The sequence below is a fragment of the Streptomyces viridosporus genome, assembly GCF_002078235.1.
GTDB classification, from domain to species: Bacteria; Actinomycetota; Actinomycetes; order Streptomycetales; family Streptomycetaceae; genus Streptomyces; species Streptomyces viridosporus.
The window spans coordinates 1-21650 of record NZ_MSGP01000221.1; the positions used below are offsets into that span (position 1 = coordinate 1).

The 21650-nt window shown below is 71.5% G+C and carries 19 protein-coding genes and 1 pseudogene; 4 read left to right on the forward strand and 16 right to left on the reverse strand.

Features of this window, described 5'->3' with window-relative positions:
* The 4 genes from B7L92_RS42395 to aroC all read right to left on the reverse strand — a co-directional run.
* Nucleotides 1-194: Pro-rich N-terminal domain-containing protein (locus B7L92_RS42395; protein ID WP_255310993.1), on the reverse strand; the 194-nt coding region annotated here is incomplete at its 3' end.
* Between the two features lie 170 nt (nt 195-364).
* Nucleotides 365-1459 carry a 3-dehydroquinate synthase gene (aroB, locus tag B7L92_RS16575; protein ID WP_081238372.1) on the reverse strand — a complete coding sequence of 365 codons (1095 nt, stop codon included), beginning with the start codon at nt 1457-1459 and terminating at the stop codon, nt 365-367.
* Nucleotides 1456-1971, reverse strand: coding sequence for a shikimate kinase (locus tag B7L92_RS16580; RefSeq protein ID WP_081238373.1), 516 nt, complete (start codon nt 1969-1971; stop codon nt 1456-1458). The genes aroB and B7L92_RS16580 overlap by 4 nt, the downstream gene beginning before the upstream one ends.
* Nucleotides 1968-3152 carry a chorismate synthase gene (gene aroC / locus B7L92_RS16585; RefSeq protein ID WP_081238374.1) on the reverse strand — a complete coding sequence of 395 codons (1185 nt, stop codon included), beginning with the start codon at nt 3150-3152 and terminating at the stop codon, nt 1968-1970. Before aroC ends, B7L92_RS16580 begins: the two co-directional genes overlap by 4 nt.
* A 419-nt stretch (nt 3153-3571) precedes the next feature.
* Here aroC and B7L92_RS16590 point away from each other — a divergent pair, with 419 nt between their 5' ends.
* Complete coding sequence (locus tag B7L92_RS16590; protein WP_143626336.1) at nt 3572-4018, forward strand: spore-associated protein A; 447 nt, start codon at nt 3572-3574, stop codon at nt 4016-4018.
* 85 nt (nt 4019-4103) lie between these two features.
* Here the strand turns inward: B7L92_RS16590 and B7L92_RS16595 are convergent, their stop codons facing one another.
* The 6 genes from B7L92_RS16595 to B7L92_RS16625 form a co-directional block, all read right to left on the reverse strand.
* On the reverse strand, nt 4104-4934 hold the full coding sequence (locus tag B7L92_RS16595) for a shikimate dehydrogenase (protein WP_081238376.1): 831 nt from the start codon (nt 4932-4934) through the stop codon (nt 4104-4106).
* Nucleotides 4934-6652, reverse strand: a complete 1719-nt coding sequence (gene mltG, locus B7L92_RS16600) for an endolytic transglycosylase MltG (protein ID WP_081238377.1) — start codon at nt 6650-6652, stop codon at nt 4934-4936. Before mltG ends, B7L92_RS16595 begins: the two co-directional genes overlap by 1 nt.
* Nucleotides 6653-6778: 126 nt before the next feature.
* Nucleotides 6779-7243 (reverse strand): Holliday junction resolvase RuvX, encoded by a 465-nt coding sequence (gene ruvX, locus B7L92_RS16610; protein ID WP_081238378.1) that lies wholly within the window; start codon nt 7241-7243, stop codon nt 6779-6781.
* Between the two features lie 11 nt (nt 7244-7254).
* Entirely contained in the window at nt 7255-9924 is a 2670-nt protein-coding gene (gene alaS, locus B7L92_RS16615; RefSeq protein ID WP_081238379.1) for an alanine--tRNA ligase, read from the reverse strand.
* The gene (locus B7L92_RS16620) at nt 9924-10307 is read right to left on the reverse strand and encodes a hypothetical protein (protein ID WP_016827088.1); all 384 of its coding nucleotides are present in this window, start codon (nt 10305-10307) and stop codon (nt 9924-9926) included. The genes alaS and B7L92_RS16620 overlap by 1 nt, the downstream gene beginning before the upstream one ends.
* Nucleotides 10308-10313: 6 nt before the next feature.
* Nucleotides 10314-10766 (reverse strand): DUF948 domain-containing protein, encoded by a 453-nt coding sequence (locus B7L92_RS16625; protein WP_107501508.1) that lies wholly within the window; start codon nt 10764-10766, stop codon nt 10314-10316.
* Between the two features lie 154 nt (nt 10767-10920).
* Here B7L92_RS16625 and B7L92_RS16630 point away from each other — a divergent pair, with 154 nt between their 5' ends.
* Nucleotides 10921-13083: an ATP-binding protein gene (locus B7L92_RS16630; protein WP_081238381.1), complete on the forward strand. Its 2163-nt coding sequence runs from the start codon at nt 10921-10923 to the stop codon at nt 13081-13083.
* A gap of 21 nt (nt 13084-13104) precedes the next feature.
* Here the strand turns inward: B7L92_RS16630 and rpsD are convergent, their stop codons facing one another.
* The 5 genes from rpsD to B7L92_RS16655 all read right to left on the reverse strand — a co-directional run bounded on the left by rpsD (nt 13105) and on the right by B7L92_RS16655 (nt 18353).
* Entirely contained in the window at nt 13105-13719 is a 615-nt protein-coding gene (rpsD, locus tag B7L92_RS16635) for a 30S ribosomal protein S4 (RefSeq protein WP_081238382.1), read from the reverse strand.
* 332 nt (nt 13720-14051) lie between these two features.
* Nucleotides 14052-15407, reverse strand: a complete 1356-nt coding sequence (locus B7L92_RS16640) for a replication-associated recombination protein A (RefSeq protein ID WP_081238383.1) — start codon at nt 15405-15407, stop codon at nt 14052-14054.
* A 44-nt stretch (nt 15408-15451) separates the two neighbouring features.
* Nucleotides 15452-16117, reverse strand: coding sequence for a vitamin K epoxide reductase family protein (locus B7L92_RS16645; RefSeq protein ID WP_081238384.1), 666 nt, complete (start codon nt 16115-16117; stop codon nt 15452-15454).
* Between the two features lie 251 nt (nt 16118-16368).
* Nucleotides 16369-17631, reverse strand: a complete 1263-nt coding sequence (gene hisS, locus B7L92_RS16650) for a histidine--tRNA ligase (RefSeq protein WP_081238385.1) — start codon at nt 17629-17631, stop codon at nt 16369-16371.
* Nucleotides 17632-17642: 11 nt separating this feature from the next.
* Complete coding sequence (locus B7L92_RS16655) at nt 17643-18353, reverse strand: MBL fold metallo-hydrolase (RefSeq protein WP_004990597.1); 711 nt, start codon at nt 18351-18353, stop codon at nt 17643-17645.
* A 178-nt stretch (nt 18354-18531) separates the two neighbouring features.
* Here B7L92_RS16655 and B7L92_RS16660 point away from each other — a divergent pair, with 178 nt between their 5' ends.
* On the forward strand, nt 18532-19356 hold the full coding sequence (locus tag B7L92_RS16660) for a peptidylprolyl isomerase (RefSeq protein ID WP_081238386.1): 825 nt from the start codon (nt 18532-18534) through the stop codon (nt 19354-19356).
* A 135-nt stretch (nt 19357-19491) separates the two neighbouring features.
* The gene (locus B7L92_RS16665; protein ID WP_081238387.1) at nt 19492-20721 is read left to right on the forward strand and encodes a DUF349 domain-containing protein; all 1230 of its coding nucleotides are present in this window, start codon (nt 19492-19494) and stop codon (nt 20719-20721) included.
* Between the two features lie 69 nt (nt 20722-20790).
* On the opposite strand, the pseudogene relA reads toward B7L92_RS16665, so the two are convergent.
* Nucleotides 20791-21650, reverse strand: a pseudogene (relA, locus tag B7L92_RS16670) (GTP pyrophosphokinase); the annotation flags it as partial.

Genomic DNA, 21650 nt, shown 5'->3' on the forward strand with positions numbered 1-21650 from the left:
GTATAAGGGACAGGGGTGGGCCCGGGCGGGGGCGCGGGACAGCCCGGTGCCGGAGGCGGCACGGGCGCGGGGACGTGTCCCTGGTGCGCTCCCGGGTGCTGGCCCGGGTGGTGTGCGGCCGGCGACCAGCCGGCGGCCGGTCCGTGCCCCGGCTGGTGGGGCGGCGGCAGCGGCGAACCCACTGCGTGCTGCATCCGGTGCCACTCCGTCTCGTACAGGCGATGGGCGATGACAGCGGGGTACCCCGCGTGCTACCGAACGGTACCGCCCCCTGCCGCCGTTGTGTGAACGGCCGGGGGCGGTGGAGCGTGCCCGTCCCGGCGAGCCGGTGGCCGGCGCGCCGGGCCGGGCGCGGGCCTCGGGCCTACTGCCCCACCTCGCCGTACGCGGCGAGCAGGACGGCCGGGTCCGGTCCCTCCAGCACGGTGGGCTTGGCGAGACCGTCGAGGACGATGAAGCGCAGCAGGTCGCCGCGGGACTTCTTGTCGACCTTCATCGCCTCCAGCAGCCTGGGCCACTGGTCGTGGCGGTAGTGCAGCGGCAGGCCGACCGCCTCGAGGACCGTGCGGTGGCGGTCCGCGGTGGCGTCGTCGAGGCGGCCGGCCAGGCGGCCCAGCTCGGCGGCGAAGTGCATGCCCACCGACACCGCCGCGCCGTGGCGCCACTTGTAGCGCTCGTTCTTCTCGATGGCGTGGCCCAGCGTGTGACCGTAGTTGAGGATCTCCCTGCGGCCCGACTCCTTCAGGTCGGAGGAGACCACCTCGGCCTTGACCCTGATGGACCGCTCGATCAGTTCGGCGGTGTGCGGGCCGGCGGGGGTGCGGGCGGCCTGCGGGTCGGCCTCGATGAGGTCCAGGATCACCGGGTCGGCGATGAAACCGGCCTTGATGACCTCCGCCAGCCCCGAGACGTAGTCGTTGACCGGGAGGGAGTCCAGCGCGGCCAGGTCGCACAGCACCCCGGCGGGCGGGTGGAAGGCCCCCACCAGGTTCTTGCCCTCGGCGGTGTTGATGCCGGTCTTCCCGCCGACGGCCGCGTCCACCATGGCCAGCACGGTGGTCGGGATCGCGATCCAGCGCACCCCGCGCAGCCAGGTGGCGGCCACGAACCCGGCCAGGTCGGTGGTCGCGCCGCCCCCCACGCCGACGATGACGTCGGTGCGGGTGAACCCGGACTGGCCCAGCGCCTTCCAGCAGTAGGCGGCGACCTCCGCGGTCTTGGCCTCCTCCGCGTTGGGCACCTGGACGGCGATGGCCTCGTAGCCCTGTTCGGCCAGGTCGGCGCGGAGCGCGTCACCGGTCTCGGCCAGCGCCTCGGGGTGCAGGACCGCCACCCGCTTGGCCTTGGTGCCGATCAGGCCGGCCAGCTCGCCCAGGAGCCGGCGGCCCACCAGGACCTCGTACGGGTCGGTGCCCGCCGTGCCGCCGACGTGGATCCGGGTCACTGCCTCGCTGCTCATGCTTCCTTCAACTCCAGTGCGTTCAGGGCGGCTTCGGTGACCTCGTCGGGGGTGCGGCCGTCGGTGGGCACGACGGCCGTGGCGACCTCCTCGTACAGGTGCCGCCGGGCCTCCATCAGCGCGCGCCACTGCTTGCGCGGATTGACCGCGAGCAGCGGCCGGGCGGTGTTGAGACCGGTGCGCCGGACCGCTTCCTCGACGTCCATCGACAGGTAGACCACCCGCCGCCCGGCGAGCAGCGCGCGGGTGTCCGCGTCCAGGATCGCGCCGCCGCCCAGGGCCAGGACGCCGTCGTGCTCGGCGAGCGCGGTGCGCACGGCCCGCTTCTCGATCGCCCGGAAGGCGTCCTCGCCCTCGTCGACGAAGATGTCGGCGATGCTGCGGCCCTCACCGGCGACGATGTCGTCGTCGGTGTCCCGGTAGCCCGTCCCCAGCCGCTCGGCGAGCAGCCGCCCGACGGTGGACTTGCCCACGCCCATCGGACCGACCAGCACGATCACCGGTGAACTCATCGCACCGCCAGGTGCTCGAGGTACGACGTCACGTTGCGGCGGGTCTCGGTGACGCTGTCGCCGCCGAACTTCTCCGCCACCGCGTCCGCCAGGACGAGGGCGACCATCGCCTCGGCGACGATGCCGGCGGCCGGCACCGCGCACACGTCGGAGCGCTGGTGGTGGGCCGCGGCCTCCTCGCCGGTGGCCACGTCCACGGTCTTCAGCGCCCGCGGCACGGTCGCGATCGGCTTCATCGCCGCCCGCACCCGCAGCAGCTCGCCGGTGGACAGGCCGCCCTCGGTGCCGCCGGAGCGTCCCGAGGAGCGCCTGATGCCCTCGTCGGTGGCGACGATCTCGTCGTGCGCCTGCGAGCCGGGCACCCGCGCCAGGTCGAAGCCGTCGCCGACCTCGACGCCCTTGATCGCCTGGATGCCCATGAGCGCGGCGGCCAGCCGGGCGTCCAGCCGCCGGTCCCAGTGCACGTGCGAGCCCAGGCCCACCGGCACGCCGTACGCCAGCACCTCCACGACGCCGCCGAGGGTGTCGCCGTCCTTGTGGGCCTGGTCGATCTGGGCGACCATCGCCTTCGAGGCGTCCGCGTCCAGGCAGCGCACCGGGTCCGCGTCCAGCCGCTCCACGTCCGCCGGGGTCGGGTACACGCCGTAGGGCGCCTTGGCCGCGGCCAGCTCGACGACGTGGCTGACGATCTCGATGCCGGCCGTCTCCTTCAGGTACGACCGGGCCACCGCGCCCAGCGCCACCCGGGCCGCGGTCTCCCGCGCGGACGCCCGCTCCAGCACCGGACGGGCCTCGTCGAAGCCGTACTTCTGCATCCCCGCGAGATCGGCGTGGCCGGGGCGGGGCCGGGTCAGCGGCGCGTTGCGGGCCAGACCGGAGAGCACCTCGGGGTCGACCGGATCGGCCGCCATGACCTGCTCCCACTTCGGCCACTCGGTGTTGCCCACCATGACCGCGACCGGGGAACCGAGGGTGAGGCCGTGCCGGACGCCGCCGAGGAAGGTGACCTCGTCCCGCTCGAACTTCATCCGGGCACCGCGCCCATAGCCCAGCCGCCGCCTCGCCAGGTGGTCCGCCACCATGTCCGTGGTGATCGGCACGCCGGCGGGAAGACCCTCCAGCGTCGCCACGAGTGCGGGACCGTGGGACTCCCCCGCGGTCAGCCAGCGCAACCTGCTCAACGGTGCTCCTCCGTGCTCGCGCCCCGGTACTGCCTGCGTACGCGTCTCCTCGCGTACGGCTGCGGCGCGACGGGGTGCGCGGCCCCGGTCCGCCACCTCCGATCCTCCCACGTCCACACCTTCGACCCGGCCCGCGGTCCACTTGGCGGACGTACGAAGACACGTCTGCGAACAGGAAAGATCAGGACGAGCACCGTGCTCCGCAGCCAGTCGGGCAGAAAAGCAGGCACGGTCTCGCGGATCTGGCTCTTGCCGGACGCCAGAGGCACGCCGGCGGATCTGCGGGACACGGGGCCGGGCCGCCGACTCATGACTTGATCATTTCAAGTCAGCGGGCGCCTCAAAGGATACTTCCGCGCCGCACACATGATCAGTAATCTCCAGCCAACTTCCATAACTCGCAGGACAGTTGGGACATCATGCGTAAATTCACCAAGTCCGTTGCCGTCACCCTTGCAGCGTTCGGGCTCGCCTTCACCTTCTCTTCTTCGGCTCAGGCCGCCAGCAACCCGGTCTCTGTGTGTGGGTCTGGCTACTACATCCAGTCCTCCAAGGAAATGGGTCTGGTGGTCAGAACCGGTGAGCCCCAGGCCATCGTCTATCTCCTGTACAACGCGTCCACGGGCTACAACTGCGTAGTGACTGTGGTGACCGGCGAGCAGGTCAGCAATCCGGTCGGTGCCGGGCTGCGTGCCGAAGGTGGCTCCTGGGTGAAGGACACCGGAAACTACAACCAGTACGCGGGGCCGGTGCGTCTGCGCGCCGCCGGCAAGTGCGTGCAGTACTGGGGGATGACCCGCTGGTGGACCGGGAGCGGCGCCCCTCAGACGTCCGAGTACACCAGCAGCCTGGGCTGGTGCGGCTGATCTGCACCCGGTTCACCGGACCAACGGCCGGGGCTCCCACCGCTAGCGGTGGGAGCCCCGGCCGTTCATTCGCAGTGGGCAGGCCTCACGACCGGTTGTTCAAGGCGGCCGACCCGGCCTTGCGCATGGCAGCGAGCGGGGCCGGCGCGCGCCCCGTCATCTGCTCGACCTGGAGCACCGCCTGGTGCACCAGCAGGTCGAGCCCGCCGACCACGGCGCCGCCGTACGCCGACCAGCGGGCCGCGAGGACGGTCGGCCACGGGTCGTAGAGCACGTCGAAGAGGGCCGCCGGGCGTTCCGGGACCGCCCGGGCGAGGGTGTCGGTGACGCCCGCCGGGGTGGTGCTGACGACCAGCGGGGCGTGCAGGGCCTGCTCGGCGTCGTCCCAGTCGGCGATGCGCACCGCGGCGCCGAGCCGCTCGGCCCACTGCCGCATCTCGGCGGCGCGGGCCGCGCTGCGGACGTAGACGGCGATCTCGCCCGTGCAGATCCGCGCGAGCGCGGCGAGCGCGGACGAGGCGGTGGCGCCCGCGCCGAGGACCGCGGCGGTGTCCACCTTGTCGATGCCGTGCTCGCGCAGGGCGGCGACCATACCGGGGATGTCGGTGTTGTCGCCGGTCCGGCGGCCGTCCTGGGTGAACACGACGGTGTTGACCGCGTCGACCGAGGCGGCGGTGTCGCTGATCCCGTCCAGCAGCGGGATCACGGCCCGCTTCAGCGGCATGGTCAGCGACAGTCCCGCCCACTCGGGGCCGAGCGTCTCGAAGAACCCCGGCAGCGCCTTCTCGTCCACCTCGAAACGGTCGTACGTCCAGCCGTCGAGCCCCAGCTCCGCGTAGGCGGTGCGGTGCAGCGCCGGGGAGAGCGAGTGGGCGATCGGGGAGCCGAGCACGGCGGCACGGCGGGGTGCGGCCATCAGTTCTTCCTCGAGGCGTTCCACTTGTCGACCAGCTTCTGGTGCTCGGCGTTGGTCTTGGTGAACTCGCTCGTCTTGCCGTCGAGCGAGATGAAGTAGTACCAGCCCTCGTCCGTCGGGTTGAGCGCGCCCTTGATCGCGTCCTCGCCGGGGTTGCCGATCGGTCCGGGCGTCAGGCCCTTGTAGTAGTACGTGTTGTACGGGTTGTCGTAGTTCCGGAGCTCCTTGAGGGACAGGTCGAGCTTGCTCTGATTCTTTATGTAGTTGTACGTGGAGTCGAACTCGAGCATGCCGTTGGTCTCGGTGTTGCCGGGTTCGAGGCGGTTGTAGATGACCTCGGCCATCTTGCGGAAGTCGCTGTGGCTGGTGCCCTCGGCCTGGACCATGCTGGCGACGGTGACCAGCTGCCACGGATTCTCGAGGCCGAGACTCTCGGCCTTCTTCTCGACCTCGAGCTTCTCGTAGCTCTCGGCGGCCTGGGCGACCATGCGCTTCAGGACGTCCTCGGGCTTCTGCCCCTTGGACACGCCGTAGCTGGACGGGAAGAGGAAGCCTTCCAGCGGGTCCTTGACGTTCTCGTGGCCCTGCGCCCAGTCCGGCAGACCGAGTTTCTCCCAGTCCTCCTTGGCGACCTTGGCGGTGGTGCCTTCCTCGACCTCGAGGCGCTGGTCGATGAGCTCGTAGATGTAGGCGTTGCGCCAGCCCTCGGCGATGATCAGGTTGCTGCGGCTCTTGGGGCTGAGCATGAGCGCGACCGCGCTCTCGGCCGACATCTCCTTCTGCAGGGTGTAGACGCCGTCCTGGATCGTGTTGCCCTGCGGGTTGTCGGCCTGGGCCGCGACGAAGGCGTCGACGCTCTTGACCACGCCCATCTTCTTGAGCTCCTGGCCGATGACGTAGCCGCCCGCGCCCTTGGGGATCGTGACGGTCACCTGCTCGCCGTTGCCGTCCCCCGCGAAGTCCGGGGCACTGCCGAAACGATCCTTGTAGAACTGGTACCCGAAGTAGCTGATGCCGATGGTCCCGCCGCCCAGGACCAGGACCACCACGAGGCAGGCGACGCCGTTGCGCCGCTTCTTCTCCTTGCCGCCCCTGTTGCCGCCCCTGCCCCGGCGCTCGCCGCGCCCGCGGCGGTCGCCCGGCTCGTCGTCGCGGTCACCCTCGTCGTCGCGGCCACCCTCGTCGTCGCGGTCGTCCTCGTCCTCACCCGTGTCCCCCGCGAAGAAGGCGTGCTCGCCCTCGTCGGGGCCCGGGCCCCCGTCGGTCCGCGGCTCGGGTTCGGCGCGCCTGCGACCGGGCGGCTCGGGCGGCGGGTAGGCGTCGGGGGTGCGGTAGTGGTCGGCCTGCTCCCCGCCGTACGCCCCGTTCTGCTGCCCGTACGGGTCCGCCGGGCCGGCGGCGTACGGGTCCGGGGAGTGGGAGCCGGCGGGCCAGCCGCCGGTGTCGTACTGCTGCTGGGGGGCGTACTGCTGGTCGTACTGCGGATACTGCTGCGGCTGGGTGTAGCCGTTCTGCCCGGTGGTGTCCCAGCCGCCGGTGTCGTAGTGCTGCTGCGGCTCCTGCGGATGGTGCTGCGGCCGGCCGCCATAGGGGGACTGCTGACCCGGATGGGCGTGATGGCCCTGCTGGGTCTGCTGTCCTCCCCATCCGCCGTCCCCGTACAACGGGTCGTCCGGATGCCACGGTTCGGAGCCTTGGCCCCGGCCATACTCAGTCATCGATCCCCTAGAGCCGCGAGGCGGTGGCTGCCCGGCCGTCCGAGGACCCCGGCTGCCGTTCCGCCTCTTTCTGTGCGGCGGCTGTTCGAACACCGCCGCATCGCGCGGAACGTTACCGTATCGCGATCAGGCAACCACTTCGACGCCCTCGCCGGGTGGTTCGCCTGACACCCGTTCGGATTCCAGGGCCTGCTGAAGGATGATCACAGCGGCTGCCTGGTCGATGACGGAGCGCCCCTTCTTGGACTTCACGCCAGAGGCGCGCAGTCCCTGGCTCGCCGTCACCGTCGTCATGCGCTCGTCCACAAGTCTCACCGGAACGGGCATGATCATACGTGCCAGTTCCCGCGCGAAACCGCGGACCTTGGCCGCGGCCGGGCCCTCGCCCCCCTTGAGGGAGCGAGGGAGGCCGACGACGACCTCGATCGGCTCGTACTCCTCGACGAGCTGCTTCAGCCGCCGGTGGGCGGCCGGGACGTCCCGGCCGGGGACGGTCTCGACCGGGGTGGCGAGGATCCCGCCGGGGTCGCACGAGGCGACCCCGATGCGGGCGTCCCCGACGTCGATCGCGAGCCGACGTCCTTGGCGCATGGTCTCCGGCCCTACTTCGCCGTGTCGGCGACGAGCCGCTCGACGGCGTCGACGGCCTCGCCGATGGCGGCCGGGTTCTGGCCGCCGCCCTGGGCGACGTCCGGCTTGCCGCCGCCACCGCCGCCGAGGGTCTTGGCGGCGGTGCGCACCAGGTCACCGGCCTTGAGTCCGCGCTCGCGGGCGGCCTCGTTGGTGGCGATGACGGTGAGGGGCTTGCCGTTGACCGTGGTGAACAGGGCGACCACGGCGGCCCGGCCGCCCTGGATGCGGCCGCGCACGTCGAGGACCAGCTTGCGCAGGTCGTCGGCGGTGGTGCCGTCCGGGACCTGCCCGGTGACGACGGCGACGCCGCGGACGTCCTTGGCGGACTCGGCGAGGCCGGCGGCGGCCTGGAGCACCTTCTCGGCGCGGAACTTCTCGATCTCCTTCTCGGCGTCCTTCAGCCGGCCGAGCATGGCGGAGACCTTCTCCGGCAGCTCCTCCGAGCGGCCCTTCAGCAGCTCGGTGAGCTGGTTGACGACCGTGTGCTCACGGGCGAGGAAGTGGTAGGCGTCCACGCCGACCAGGGCCTCGATGCGGCGCACGCCGGAGCCGATGGAGGACTCGCCGAGCAGCTTCACCAGGCCCAGCTGGGCGGTGTTGTGCACATGGGTGCCGCCGCACAGCTCCTTGGAGAAGTCGCCGATGGTGACCACGCGGACGCGCTCGCCGTACTTCTCGCCGAACTCGGCGATGGCGCCCTGCTTCCTGGCCTCGTCGATGCCCATGACGTCGGCCCGGACGTCGAGGTCGCGGGCGAGCACCTCGTTGATCTTCTGCTCGACGTCGAGCATGACCGTCTGCGGCACGGCGGACGGGGAGCCGAAGTCGAAGCGGAAGCGGCCGGGCTGGTTCTCGGAGCCGGCCTGGGCGGCCGTCGGGCCGAGGGCGTCGCGCAGGGCCTGGTGGGTGAGGTGGGTGGCCGAGTGGGCGCGGGCGATGGCCGTGCGGCGGCGGGCGTCGATGGAGGCGTGGGCCTTGGCGTCGACGGTGACCTCGCCGACCTGGACGACGCCCTTGTGGACGTAGACGCCCGGGACCGGCTTCTGGCAGTCGCGGACCTCGATGACGGCACCGGAGTCGGTCCTGATCCGGCCGGTGTCGCCGATCTGGCCGCCGCCCTCGGCGTAGAACGGGGTGCGGTCGAGGACGATCTCGACCTCGTCGCCCTCGGTGGCGGCCGCCGAGGAGACGCCGTCGACCAGGATGCCGACGACGGTGGACTCGCCCTCGGTGTGGGTGTAGCCGATGAAGTCGGTGGCCCCGGCCCGGTCGGCGATCTCCCGGTAGGCGCCGAGGTCGGCGTGGCCGGTCTTCTTGGCCCGGGCGTCGGCCTTGGCCCGCTCCCGCTGCTCCTTCATCAGGCGGCGGAAGCCCTCCTCGTCCACGGACAGCCCCTGCTCGGCGGCCATCTCCAGGGTGAGGTCGATCGGGAAGCCCCAGGTGTCGTGGAGCAGGAAGGCCTTGTCGCCGGGCAGGACGGTGGAGCCGGCGGCCTTGGTGTCGCTGACGGCGGTGTCGAGGATGTTGGTGCCGGCCTTCAGCGTCTTGAGGAAGGCGTTCTCCTCGGCGAGGGCGACCTTCTCGATGCGCTCCCGGTCCGTGATCAGCTCCGGGTACTGCTGCCCCATCATGCCGATGACGACGTCGATGAGGTCCTTGACGACCGGGCCGGTGGCGCCGAGCAGGCGCATGTTGCGGATGGCGCGGCGCATGATGCGGCGCAGCACGTAGCCGCGGCCCTCGTTGCCGGGAGTCACCCCGTCGCCGATGAGCATCACGGAGGTGCGCATGTGGTCGGTGACCACGCGCAGGGAGACGTCCGAGGCCTGGGCGTCGCCGTAGCGGACGCCGGTCAGCTCGGTGGCCTTGTCGATGACGGCCATGGAGGTGTCGATCTCGTACATGTTCTGCACGCCCTGCAGAATCATGGCGAGCCGCTCGAGGCCGAGGCCGGTGTCGATGTTCTTGCTCGGCAGGTCCCCGAGGATCGGGTAGTCCTTGCCCGGGCCCTCGCCCCGCTCGTACTGCATGAAGACGAGGTTCCAGATCTCCACGTACCGCTCGTCGTTGACGGCGGGGCCGCCCTCGACGCCGAACTCGGGGCCGCGGTCGTAGTTGATCTCGGAGCAGGGGCCGCAGGGGCCGGGGACACCCATGTCCCAGAAGTTGTCCTTCTTGCCCAGGCGCTGGATGCGCTCCTTGGGCACCCCGACGACCTCGTGCCAGATCTGCTCGGCCTCGTCGTCGTCCTGGTAGACGGTGATCCACAGCCGCTCGGGGTCGAGGCCGTAACCGCCCTTGTCCTGGGCGCTGGTGAGCAGCTCCCAGGCGAGCTTGATGGCGCCTTCCTTGAAGTAGTCGCCGAAGGAGAAGTTGCCGCACATCTGGAAGAACGTGCCGTGGCGCGTGGTCTTGCCGACCTCTTCGATGTCGGGGGTGCGCACGCACTTCTGCACGCTGGTGGCGCGGTCGAAGGGCGGCTTGACCTCGCCCAGGAAGTAGGGCTTGAAGGGCACCATGCCGGCCGGGACGAGCAGCAGAGTCGGGTCGTCCGCGATGAGCGACGCCGAAGGGACGACGGTGTGCCCGCGCTCCTCGAAGAAGCTCAGCCAGCGGCGGCGGATCTCGGCCGACTCCATCAGTGGTCCTCATTCCGGTTGTACGGGTACGTCTTGTACGTCGGTTTGTCCGCGGGCCCGTGCGCCGGGCCCTCGACGTACGTGGGGCTGTTGCGGTTCTCGATGACGGCGTACCGCCTGGGCGGGGGGAGTTCGCGGTCGACGGGGGCGTTGAGCCCGAGCGCGTCGCCCAGTTCGGCCTCCCGCCGGGCCATGTTCTCGCGGACCTCGAGCGCGAAGTCCACGGCGCGGTCCCTGAGCCGGCCCCCGGTCTCGATCGCCTTGTTCGCCGCGGTCGCGGCGAGGCTCTCGGGCGTCAACTGCTTGAGCTTGCGGTTCACCTTGGTGGTGGCCCACACACCGGCGGCGACGCCGGTGGTGAACCAGAACGTACGGCGGAACATCGCGGATCAGCCCTTCTTTCCGCGGGTGCGCTTCTCCCGCCGCGCGCCCGGAACGGTGCGGCCCACGATCACGGTGCGCCTCGGCGCCTTGGCCGGAGCGTCCTCCTTGCGGCCGCTGACGGCCCGGCGCACGCCGTAGCCGAAGGCGGCGACCTTGACGAGCGGGCCGCCGAAGGTGGAGGCCACGGTGGTCGACAGCGCGGAGGCGTTGGAGGTGACCTCCTGGACGTCGGAGGCGATCGCGTCGACCCGTTCGATCTGGGTCTGCGCGGAGCGCACCGCCGCGGAGGCGTCGGCCAGCAGCGGGACGGCCTGGTCGGTCACGTCCGCCACGAGCTTGGTGGTCGCCCTGAGCGTCTGGGCCAGCCTCGCGAGGGCCACCGCGAGGAAGGAGACCAGGATCGCCCAGAAAACGGCCACCAGGATTCCGGCCACCTCTCCACCGGACACTGTGTGCACCCGCTCCCTGAAACGTGCCTGAACATCGAGAAAGTCGTGGCACCGAGCCTATCGCGCCGGTGGCGGGAGTCCGTACCGGATTACCGTCCGGCGTCGGTGGAGTTGCGCGAAGCGATTGTACGGAGTGAATACGCTTCAGTACGCTGCGTGTCCCATGCGGGATCTTGGGCACGCCGCCACGCCGGCGCACGGCAACCTGCCCCTGGAGCCGGACCCCTTCGTGGGGCGCTCCGCGGAACTGGCCGAGCTGTCCCGGGCGCTCGGGGCCGCACGCCTGGTGACGGTGACCGGGACGGGCGGGATCGGCAAGTCGCGTCTGGCCCTCCGCGCCGCCGCGCGGTGCGCGCCCCGCGACGGGGCGTGGCGGGTGGAACTGGCGCCGGTCAGGGATCCGGAGTTCGTGGACCACGCCGTCATGGAGGCCCTGGGACTGACGGACCACACCACCCGGCCGCCGTGCGAGACCCTGCTCCGTCATCTCGCCGGGCGCCGGGTCCTGCTGGTGCTGGACGGGTTCGAGCACCTGGTGGACGCCTGCGCCTCGCTGGTGGCCGAGCTGCTGCGCCGGGCGCCGGGGCTGCGGGTGCTCGCCGTGGGGCGGCGGGCCCTGTCCGTCACCGGGGAGACGCTGTTCCCGCTGGCTCCGCTGGACGAGGACGAGGCGGTGGCGCTGCTGGAGGTGCGCGCGGCGCAGCACGCGGTGTCCGCCGGGAACGGCCGCGAGGCACGGGCCCTGTGCCGGCGGCTGGACGGGCTGCCGCTCGCGATCGAGCTGGCCGCGGGGCGGCTGGGGACGCTGTCCCCGGGGCAGTTGCTGGAGCGGCTCGACGACCGGTTCCGGCTGCTGACCGGCGGCTGCCGGGACGCCCTGCCCCGGCACCGCACGCTGCGCACGGCGATCGGCTGGAGCCACGAACTGTGCACGCCCGAGGAGCGGTTGCTGTGGGCGCGGCTGTCGGTGTTCGCGGGGCCGTTCGACCTGGAGGCCGCCGAGTACGTGTGCGGCGGGAACGGCCTGCCCGCCGCACACGTCCTCGACGTGCTGACCGCGCTGCTCGCGCAGTCGGTGCTGACCCGCGAGGAGACGGCGGCGGGTGCGCGCTACCGGATGCTGGACACGCTGCGCGCGTACGGTGCCGAATGGCTGGAGGCGACGGGCGACGCGGAGCGGGTCGGGCGGCGGCACCGGGACTGGTACGTGGGGCTGGCCACCTGGTGCGAGCTGGACTGGTTCTCCCCGCGGCAGAGCGAGATCGCCGCGCGCGTGGAGGCGGAGCTGCCGAATCTGCGCCGTGCCCTGGAGCTGGCCCTGACCGAGCCGGAGGAGGCGTATCTGGGGCAGTTCCTCGCGGGCTCGCTGTGGTTCTACTGGGTCGGCTGCGGGCGGCTGTCGGAGGGGCGGCACTGGCTGGAGCGGGCCGCCCGGCTGGATTCCGGCCACGAGCAGCCGCGGCTCAAGGCCCTGTGGGTGCTGGGGTACGTGGCGATCCTGCAGGGCGACACCGTGGCCGCGCTGGCGGCGCTCCAGGAGTGCCGCCGGGAGGCGGAGCGGGTCGCGAGCGGCACGGCGCTGGCGTACGCCGAGCACCGCACCGGCTGCCTGGCCCTCGTCGCGGACGACATGCCGCGCGCGGAGACGCTGCTGCGCTCGGCGCTGGACCGCTACGGGGAGATCGGCGAGCTCAACAGCAACGTCCTGATGAGCCAGGTCGAGCTGGCGATGGCACGTGCCTTCCAGGGCGACCTGCCGGAGGCGGTGCGGCTGTGCGAGGACGTGCGCCGGGTCTGCGACGACCACGGTGAGCGGTGGGCCCGCACCTACGCCCTCTACGTCCTGGCGTACGCGGCCTGGGGCGAGGGCGATCCGGGCAGGGCGCGGGTGCTGCTGACGGACTGCCTGGAGGGGGCGCACGCCTTCCGCGACCTGCTCGGCGCCGTGCTGGCGCTGGAGCTGATGGCGCTGGTCACCGCGACGGAGGGGGAGGCGGCCGAGGCGGCGGTGCTCCAGGGGGCGGCGGACCGGATGTGGCCGTCGGTGGGGCTGCCGCTGTTCGGCTCGGCCCACTACAACGTGCCGCACGAGCTGTGCGAGGCGCGGGCCCGTGAGTGCCTCGGCGACGAGCGGTACGAGGAGTACCGGCGGAAGGGAGCGCGGCTCGGCCGGGACGAGGCCGTCCGCCGGGCGCTGCGGCGGCCCGGGGAGCCGACCGCCGCGCCCGCGCGGCGCGGGCCGGCGCAGCAGGCGGCCCCGAGTACCGCCCCCACGCACGAGCCCGCCGCCTCGCCCACCCGGAAGGGCGGGGAGACGGCGGGCTGAGGTACCGCGCGCCTGCTTCGGTCAGCGGGCGTAGAACTCGACGACGAGCTGCTCGTCGCAGATCACCGGGATCTCCTTGCGGTTCGGCTCACGGTCCAGGCGGAACGCCAGGGCCTTGAGGTTCACCTGGAGGTAGCGCGGGGTCTCGCCGTCGGGGGCGAAGCCGCCCTCGCGGGCGATCTGGAAGAGCGTCTTGTCCTTGCTGCGCTCGCGGACCTGCACGACGTCGTCCGGGCGGACGAGGAAGGAGGGCTTGTCGACCTTCTTGCCGTTGACCTGGATGTGGCCGTGCGTGACCATCTGGCGGGCCTGGTAGATCGTGCGGGCGATGCCCGAACGCAGGACCAGCGCGTCGAGGCGGCGCTCGAGCTCGATGACGAGGGCGTCGCCCGTCTTCATCGTGGTCTTGGCGGCACGCTCGTACGCGCGGACCAGCTGGCGCTCGGAGACGTCGTACTGCGCGCGCAGACGCTGCTTCTCCAGCAGACGGACCTTGTAGTCCGAGTTCTGCTTGCGGCCACGGCCGTGCTCACCGGGCGGGTAGGGACGGGCCTCGAAGTACTTGACGGCCTTCGGGGTCAGCGCGATACCGAGGGCACGCGACTTCTTGACCTTGGGGCGGGACTGATTCGCCACTGTCTTGTCTCTTTTCCAAAGTTTCCGGCTCACCAGGGTTAAGGGAGGTCGCATCCGCAGCCGGGGAAACCCGCGGGTCCGTGAAGGGACCTGCCGGGCAGCCGCTCCCCTGGTCTGGGCACATACGTGCAGCACGCGAGTGGCCCACCGACCGCTTCCGGGGATCCGGATGGTGGTGGGCTGCCCGCGACACCGTTCGCCGGTGCGCAACGCTCCTGGAGATCCCCGCCCGGGGGCCGGGTCTCCGGCTGGATGTCCCGCTCTGGTGATGCCGGCTCCCCTTACAGGGGCCGGACGCGGGACGCAGCTCTTCGGGAAAGTCTACAGGGTGGTCAGGACCGCTTCCGACCGAGGTGCTTCCTGGTCCACTCCACGGCGTCCGCGTACCGGGCCTCGGCGCCGTGCCGGGTGGGTGCGTAGTACTGGCGGTCCTTGAGGGCGTCCGGGGCGTACTGCTGGGCGGCGATGCCCTCGGGCAGGTCGTGGGGGTAGACGTACCCCTGGGCGTGCCCCAGCTTGGCCGCGCCCTTGTAGTGCCCGTCGCGCAGGTGCGGCGGCACGGGTCCGGCCAGGCCCTTGCGCACGTCGTCGAGGGCGGCGCCGATCGCGGTGGTGGCCGCGTTGGACTTGGGGGCCAGGGCGAGGGCGATGGTGGCGTGGCTGAGGGTGAGGGCGGCCTCGGGGAAGCCGATCATGGCGACGGCCTGGGCGGCGGCGACCGCGATCGGCAGGGCGTTCGGATCGGCGAGGCCGATGTCCTCGCTGGCGGAGATCATCAGGCGGCGGGCGATGAAGCGGGGGTCCTCGCCGGCCTCGATCATCCGGGCCAGGTAGTGCAGGGCGGCGTCCACGTCGGAGCCGCGGATGGACTTGATCAGGGCGCTGGCGACGTCGTAGTGCTGGTCGCCGTCGCGGTCGTACTTCACCGCGGCCCGGTCGACCGTCTCCTCCAGCGTGGTCAGGGCGATCTCCGCCTCGCCCTTGTCGAGGGCGGCCCCGGCGGCGGCCTCCAGGGCGGTCAGCGCGCGGCGGGCGTCGCCGCCGGCGATGCGCAGCAGGTGGCCCTCGGTGTCCTCGGGGAGGGCGACGGCGCCGCCCAGGCCCCGCTCGTCGGTGAGCGCCCGCTTCAGCAGGTCCCGGATGTCGTCGTCGGTGAGGGGTTCGAGCGTGAGCAGGAGGGACCGGGACAGCAGCGGGGAGATGACCGAGAAGTAGGGGTTCTCGGTGGTCGCGGCGATCAGGGTGACCCAGCGGTTCTCCACGGCGGGGAGCAGGGAGTCCTGCTGGGCCTTGCTGAAGCGGTGGATCTCGTCGAGGAAGAGGACGGTCTCCTGGCCGTACCCGCCGGAGGCGCGGCGGGCGCCGTCGATGACCGCGCGGACCTCCTTGACGCCCGCGGTGATCGCCGAGAGTTCGACGAAGCGCTTGTTGGTGGCCTTGGAGACGACGTAGGCCAGGGTCGTCTTGCCGGTGCCGGGCGGCCCCCACAGGATCACCGAGGACGGTCCGGCGGGGCCCGAGGAGCCCTCGCCGACCAGTCTGCGCAGGGGGGATCCCGGCTTCAGCAAGTGCTGCTGGCCCACCACCTCGTCGAGGACGCGCGGACGCATCCGGACCGCGAGGGGGCTGCCGGCCGGGTCCTTCTCCTGGCGTTCTTCTGCTGCGGCGGTGAACAGGTCGGGCTCCACGTCGGCAACCCTAAATCACCGCGCCGACAGTGCGGCGGGCGCCGTCAGCCGGTCCAGAAGTCCCACCAGCGGGTCAGGATCAGCATGCCGATGATGCCGATGTGCAGGGTCGGCAGCACCCAGGTGAACTCGCCGAAGAAGCTCCTCAGCCAGCCCGGCGCGGGCAGGAAGCCCGTGCGGACGTTGAACGACGTGACGTACCAGAACATGACGATCGTGGCGACCCAGGCCAGGCAGCACCACAGGCACAGGGCGTTGATCCGGTACAGGGACTGGAACATCAGCCAGGCGCAGAAGACGGTGCCGAAGAGCGTGCCGGCGTTGAGGGTGAGCCAGTACCAGCGCGGGAAGCGGGCGCCGGCGAGCAGGCTCATGCCGACGCAGACGACGATGCCGTAGGTGACGAGGCCGAGCATCGGGTTGGGGAAGCCGAAGACGGAGGCCTGGTCGCTCTCCATCACGCTGCCGCAGGAGACGACGGGGTTGAGGCTGCAGCCGGGGACGAACGTCTCGCCCCTGACCTTGGCCTCGAGCAGCTTGAACTTGTCGAGCGTGATCACCCACGCGGCGAGCACACCGGCCGCACCGGTGATCACCAGGAGCAGTGCGAGGGCCCGGCTCGCCCCTTCCTTGCGCGGCGCGGCGGCACGCTCCGGCGAGGTGGGGGGTTCGGGCTCCATGGCGACGTCCTTGACTGTCGTCTTGCTCATCACGCCGATTCCGTCACTAGAGAGTGTGGACCTGCTTCGGGCAGGGCCATTGTGCCGTACGGGACCGCGGATCCGCCGGTCGCCGGGCACAAGGGCCCACGGATGATCGCCCGCGGGCGTTCGGTTTCGGCCGACGTGTGCGGCACTGCCGCACACCTGCTCCCCTCGGGTCCCACGCACGGGCGAAGCGGCGTTCGCAGAGTTGACGAAGGCGCCGGACACCCCGGGTGTCCGGCGCCTCGCGCGTCGCGTCAGCCGAGCCGTGACTCCAGCTCGGCGACGATCTCGTTCACACCGACCGCCGTCTGCTCGCCGGACTCCATGTTCTTGAGCTGGACCACGCCCTCGGCGAGGTCGCGTTCGCCCAGCACCAGGGCGTAGCGGGCGCCCGAGCGGTGGGCGGCCTTCATCGCGGCCTTCAGGCCCTTGCCGCCGTAGGCGAAGTCGGCGGCGACGCCGTTCTTGCGCAGCTCGGTGACCTTCGCGAACAGCACCCGGCGGGCCTCCTCGCCGAGCGGGACCGCGAACACGCTGGTGGTCTCGGGGAGTTGGAGCTCGACGCCCTCCGCCTCCAGGGCCAGCACGGTGCGGTCGACGCCGAGGGCCCAGCCGACGGACGGCAGCGCGGGGCCGCCGATCATCTCCGACAGGCCGTCGTAGCGGCCGCCGCCGCCCACCGCGGACTGGGAGCCGAGACCGTCGTGGACGAACTCGAAGGTGGTCCGCGTGTAGTAGTCCAGGCCGCGCACCAGCTTGGGGTCGTCCTCGAAGGCCACTCCCGCGGCCGTGATCAGCTCGCGGACCTCCTCGTGGTACGTCTTGCAGGCGTCGCAGAGGTAGTCGCGCAGCAGGGGGGCGCCCGTCAGCTGCTTCTGCACCGACTCCCGCTTGTCGTCCAGCACGCGCAGCGGGTTGATCTCCGCGCGGCGCAGGGTGTCCTCGTCCAGGTCCAGGCCGCGCAGGAAGTCCTGCAGCGCGGCCCGGTACACCGGGCGGCACTCCTGGTCGCCCAGCGAGTTCAGCAGGATGCGGAAGTCGCTCAGGCCCAGCGAGCGGTACGCCTGGTCGGCCAGGATGATCAGCTCGGCGTCCAGCGCCGGGTCCTCCGCGCCGATCGCCTCGGCGCCGACCTGGGAGAAGTGGCGGTAGCGGCCCTTCTGCGGGCGCTCGTAGCGGTAGTACGAGCCGGAGTACCAGAGCTTGACCGGGAGGTTGCCCGCCTTGTGCAGGTTGGCCTCCAGGGCGGCGCGCAGCACGGAGGCGGTGCCCTCGGGGCGCAGCGCGAGCCGGTCGCCGCCCTTGGTCTCGAAGGCGTACATCTCCTTGGTCACGATGTCGGTGGACTCGCCGACCCCGCGCGCGAACAGCTCGACGCTCTCGAAGCCGGGCGTCTCGATGTAGCCGTAACCGGAGTCGCGCAGCGGGGCGGCGATGGCGTCGCGGACGGCGAGGTACTTGGCGCTGTCCGGCGGGATCAGGTCGTACGTGCCCTTGGGGGCCTTGAAGGTGCTCACGGAAGGTCTCGTCACATTCCTCGTCGGGGAGCCTCGGCGGCTCCCTGGCCGCCGGCCGCCACCTGCCGCAGGTACGGGTTGGTGGCGCGCTCCTGGCCGATGGTCGTCTGGGGGCCGTGGCCGGACAGCACCACGGTCGAGTCGTCGAGCGGCAGGCACACGCGGGCCAGCGAGTCGAGCATCTCGGCCATGTCACCGCCGGGCAGGTCGGTGCGTCCGATGGAGCCGGCGAACAGCAGGTCGCCCGAGAAGAGGATCGGCGGTATGTCCGCCGCCTCGGGCAGGCCGAAGGTCACCGACCCCTTGGTATGGCCGGGCGCGTGCGCGACCGTCAGCTCCAGGCCGGCCAGCTCCAGCTTCGTGCCGTCCGTCATCTCCCTGACGTCGTCCGGCTCCCCCACGGTCAGCTCGCCCATCAGCGGCATCCCGATGGAGCGGCCCAGCGCCTTCTCGGGGTCGCTCATCATGTACCGGTCCTCGGGGTGGATCCAGGCCGGTACGCCGTGCGCTCCGCAGACCGGGACGACCGAGGCCACGTGGTCGATGTGGCCGTGGGTGAGGACGACGGCGACGGGCTTGAGGCGGTGCTTCCTGACCGCCTCCTCGACTCCGGGGGCGGCCTGATGGCCGGGGTCGATGATCACGCACTCCTCACCGGCGGCGGGGGCGACGAGATAACAGTTCGTCCCCCAGGCCCCGGCGGGGAACCCGGCAATGAGCACGATCGTCCTTCGTTGTGTCGGTTACGGGAGGCTTGCGACGGGCTGCGCCCGTGGTCAGAGCCTACCGGCGCTGCCGATTCCTCAGCGAACCCATATACGGTACGGGCACACGCAGAGGGTCGGCCCACCGCCGCCACGCGTACCGGTCGGCACACGAGACGCATGAGGAGAGAACCCGGTGGTCAGCCAGGAGCAGCGGCGGCGTCAGCTCGCCCGGGAGAAGTTCTTGCGGCAGCAGCAGCGCCGCACCGAAGCGCGGCGCAAGGCGCGGATCCGCAACTCGGTGATCGCGTCCTCTCTCGGAGTGGTTCTCGTGGGCAGTCTCGCGCTGTACACGACCGGAGCACTCGACCAGGACGACGACAGCACCCACGCGAACGCGGAGGTCACGCCGAGCCCGACGAGCAAGGCGCCGGACCCGTGCGACAAGCCCGCGAAGGGCGAGCCGAAGTCGGAGACCTGGAAGAAGGAGCCGGCGCTGTCCATCGACAAGTCGGCGAAGTACACGATGACGCTCGACACGACCTGCGGCGAGATCGAGGTGGCGCTGAAGGCGTCGGCGGCTCCGCACACGGTCAACTCGTTCAGCTTCCTGGCGGACAAGGGCTACTTCGACCACACCAAGTGCCACCGGCTCACCACCGAGGGCATCTACGTGCTGCAGTGCGGTGACCCGACGGGCACCGGCACCGGCGGCCCCGGCTACACGATCCCGGACGAGAACCTGAAGGACGAAAGCCTGAAGGACAACATCTACCCGGCGGGCACGGTCGCGATGGCCAACACCGGGCAGAAGGACAGTGGCGGCAGCCAGTTCTTCCTGGTCTACCAGGACAGCCAGCTCCCGCCCAGCTACACACCGTTCGGCACCGTCTCGGAGGACGGCATGAAGGTGCTGAAGAAGATCGCCGGTGCGGGGGCGCAGCCCGCCGACCCGACCACCGGCAACACCGCACCGAACGCGACGGTCGTGATCGACAAGGCGACGGTCGCGAAATCCTGACCCTCAACTGCGTAATTTCGGTCGCGCGGGATGCGGACAGGCGTCCCGTCGGTCGCCTATGTTGGCCGTGACGAAACTGTGGACGATGCCCGGGGGAACACGAGCCCCTCGCAGGCATCATGTGGAGGAGGCGCTGTGAGCAGCGACCCGTGGGGCCGCGTCGACGAGACGGGGACCGTGTACGTGCGTACGGCCGACGGCGAGAAGGTCGTCGGTTCCTGGCAGGCCGGCTCTCCCGACGAGGCGCTGGCCTACTTCGAGCGCAAGTACGAGGGCCTGGTTGTCGAGATCGGCCTCCTCGAGAAGCGAGTGAAGACCACCGACCTGTCGTCCAAGGACGCCCTGACCGCGATCGAGCACCTGCGGGAGCAGGTCGACGCCCACCACGCGGTCGGTGACCTGGACGCCCTCAGGGCCCGGCTGGACAAGCTCGTGGAACTGGTGGAGGCGCGTCGCGAGGAGCGCAAGGCCCAGCGGGCCCGGCAGTCCGAGGAGGCGCGTCAGGCCAAGGAGGCGCTGGTCGTCGAGGCGGAGGAGCTGGCGCAGTCCGACCAGTGGCGGGTCGCCGGTGAGCGGCTGCGGGCCCTGGTGGACACCTGGAAGGGCCTGCCGCGGCTGGACCGGAAGTCCGACGACGAGCTGTGGCACCGGTTCTCGCACGCGCGCTCGGCGTTCTCCAAGCGGCGCAAGCAGCACTTCGCGCAGCTGGACGCGCAGCGCGAGGAGGCCCGCCGGACCAAGGAGCGGCTGGTCGCCGAGGCGGAGTCGCTGTCGGGCTCGACGGACTGGGGTCCGACCGCGGCGCGCTACCGCGAGCTGATGGCGGAGTGGAAGGCCGCGGGCCGCGCACAGCGCGAGCACGAGGAGGACCTGTGGAACCGCTTCCGCGGTGCGCAGGACATCTTCTTCGCCGCCCGCAGTTCGGTGTTCGCCGAGCGTGACGCGGAGCAGGCCGAGAACCTCAAGCTCAAGGAGGAGCTGGCCGGGGAGGCCGAGAAGCTCCTGCCGATCACGGACCTGAAGGCGGCGCGGGCCGCGTTCCGCGCGGTCAACGAGCGCTGGGAGGCCATCGGCCACGTGCCGCGGGACGCACGGCCGAGGGTCGAGGGCCGGATGCACGCCGTGGAGCGGGCCCTGCAGGAGGCCGAGGAGGCCGAGTGGCGCCGGACGAACCCGGAGGCACGCGCGCGTGCCGAGGGTCTCACCGGCCAGCTGCAGGCCGCCGTGGACAAGCTGAAGGGCCAGATCGAGCAGGCGCGGGCGCAGGGCAACACCGCCAAGGCGGAGAAGCTGGAGCGGGAGCTGGAGGGCCGCCAGGCCCTGCTGGACCAGGCGCTGAAGGGTCTGCAGGAGTTCGGCGGCTGAGGCCGTCCGCATCGCGAGAGGGGCTCCCGTACCTCGGGTACGGGAGCCCCTCTCGTGTGCCGCGCGGCGCTACGAGCGGTTGCGGGCCGACGTCACGCGGTAGACGTCGTAGACGCCCTCCACGCCCCGTACGGCCTTCAGGACGTGTCCGAGGTGCTTGGGGTCGCCCATCTCGAAGGTGAAGCGGGAGGTCGCCACGCGGTCCCGGGAGGTCTGGACGGCCGCGGAGAGGATGTTGACGTGCTGGTCGGACAGCACGCGCGTGACGTCCGAGAGCAGCCGGGAGCGGTCCAGGGCCTCGACCTGGATGGCGACCAGGAAGACGGAGGACTGGGTCGGCGCCCACTCGACCTCGAGGATGCGCTCGGGCTCGCGGGAGAGCGAGTCGACGTTCACGCAGTCGCTGCGGTGCACCGAGACGCCGCTGCCGCGGGTGACGAAGCCGATGATCGGGTCGCCGGGGACCGGGGTGCAGCAGCGGGCCAGTTTGACCCAGACGTCCTCGACGCCCTTGACGACGACGCCGGGGTCGGAGCTGGAGCGGCGCTTGCGGCTGCGGCCGCGGGCCGGCGGGACCGCCTCGTCGATCTCCTCGGTGGCCGCCTCCTCGCCGCCGAGGGCCTGGACCAGCTTCTGCACGATGTTCTGCGCGGAGACGTGGCCCTCGCCGATCGCCGCGTACAGCGCGGAGATGTCCGAGTAGCGCATCTCGTGCGCGAGCGTGACCAGCGAGTCGCCGGTGAGGATGCGCTGGATCGGCAGGTTCTGCTTGCGCATCGCGCGGACGATGGCGTCCTTGCCCTGCTCGATGGCCTCGTCGCGGCGCTCCTTGGAGAACCAGGCGCGGATCTTGTTGCGGGCGCGCGGCGACTTGACGAAGCCGAGCCAGTCGCGGGAGGGGCCCGCGCCGGCCGCCTTGGAGGTGAAGA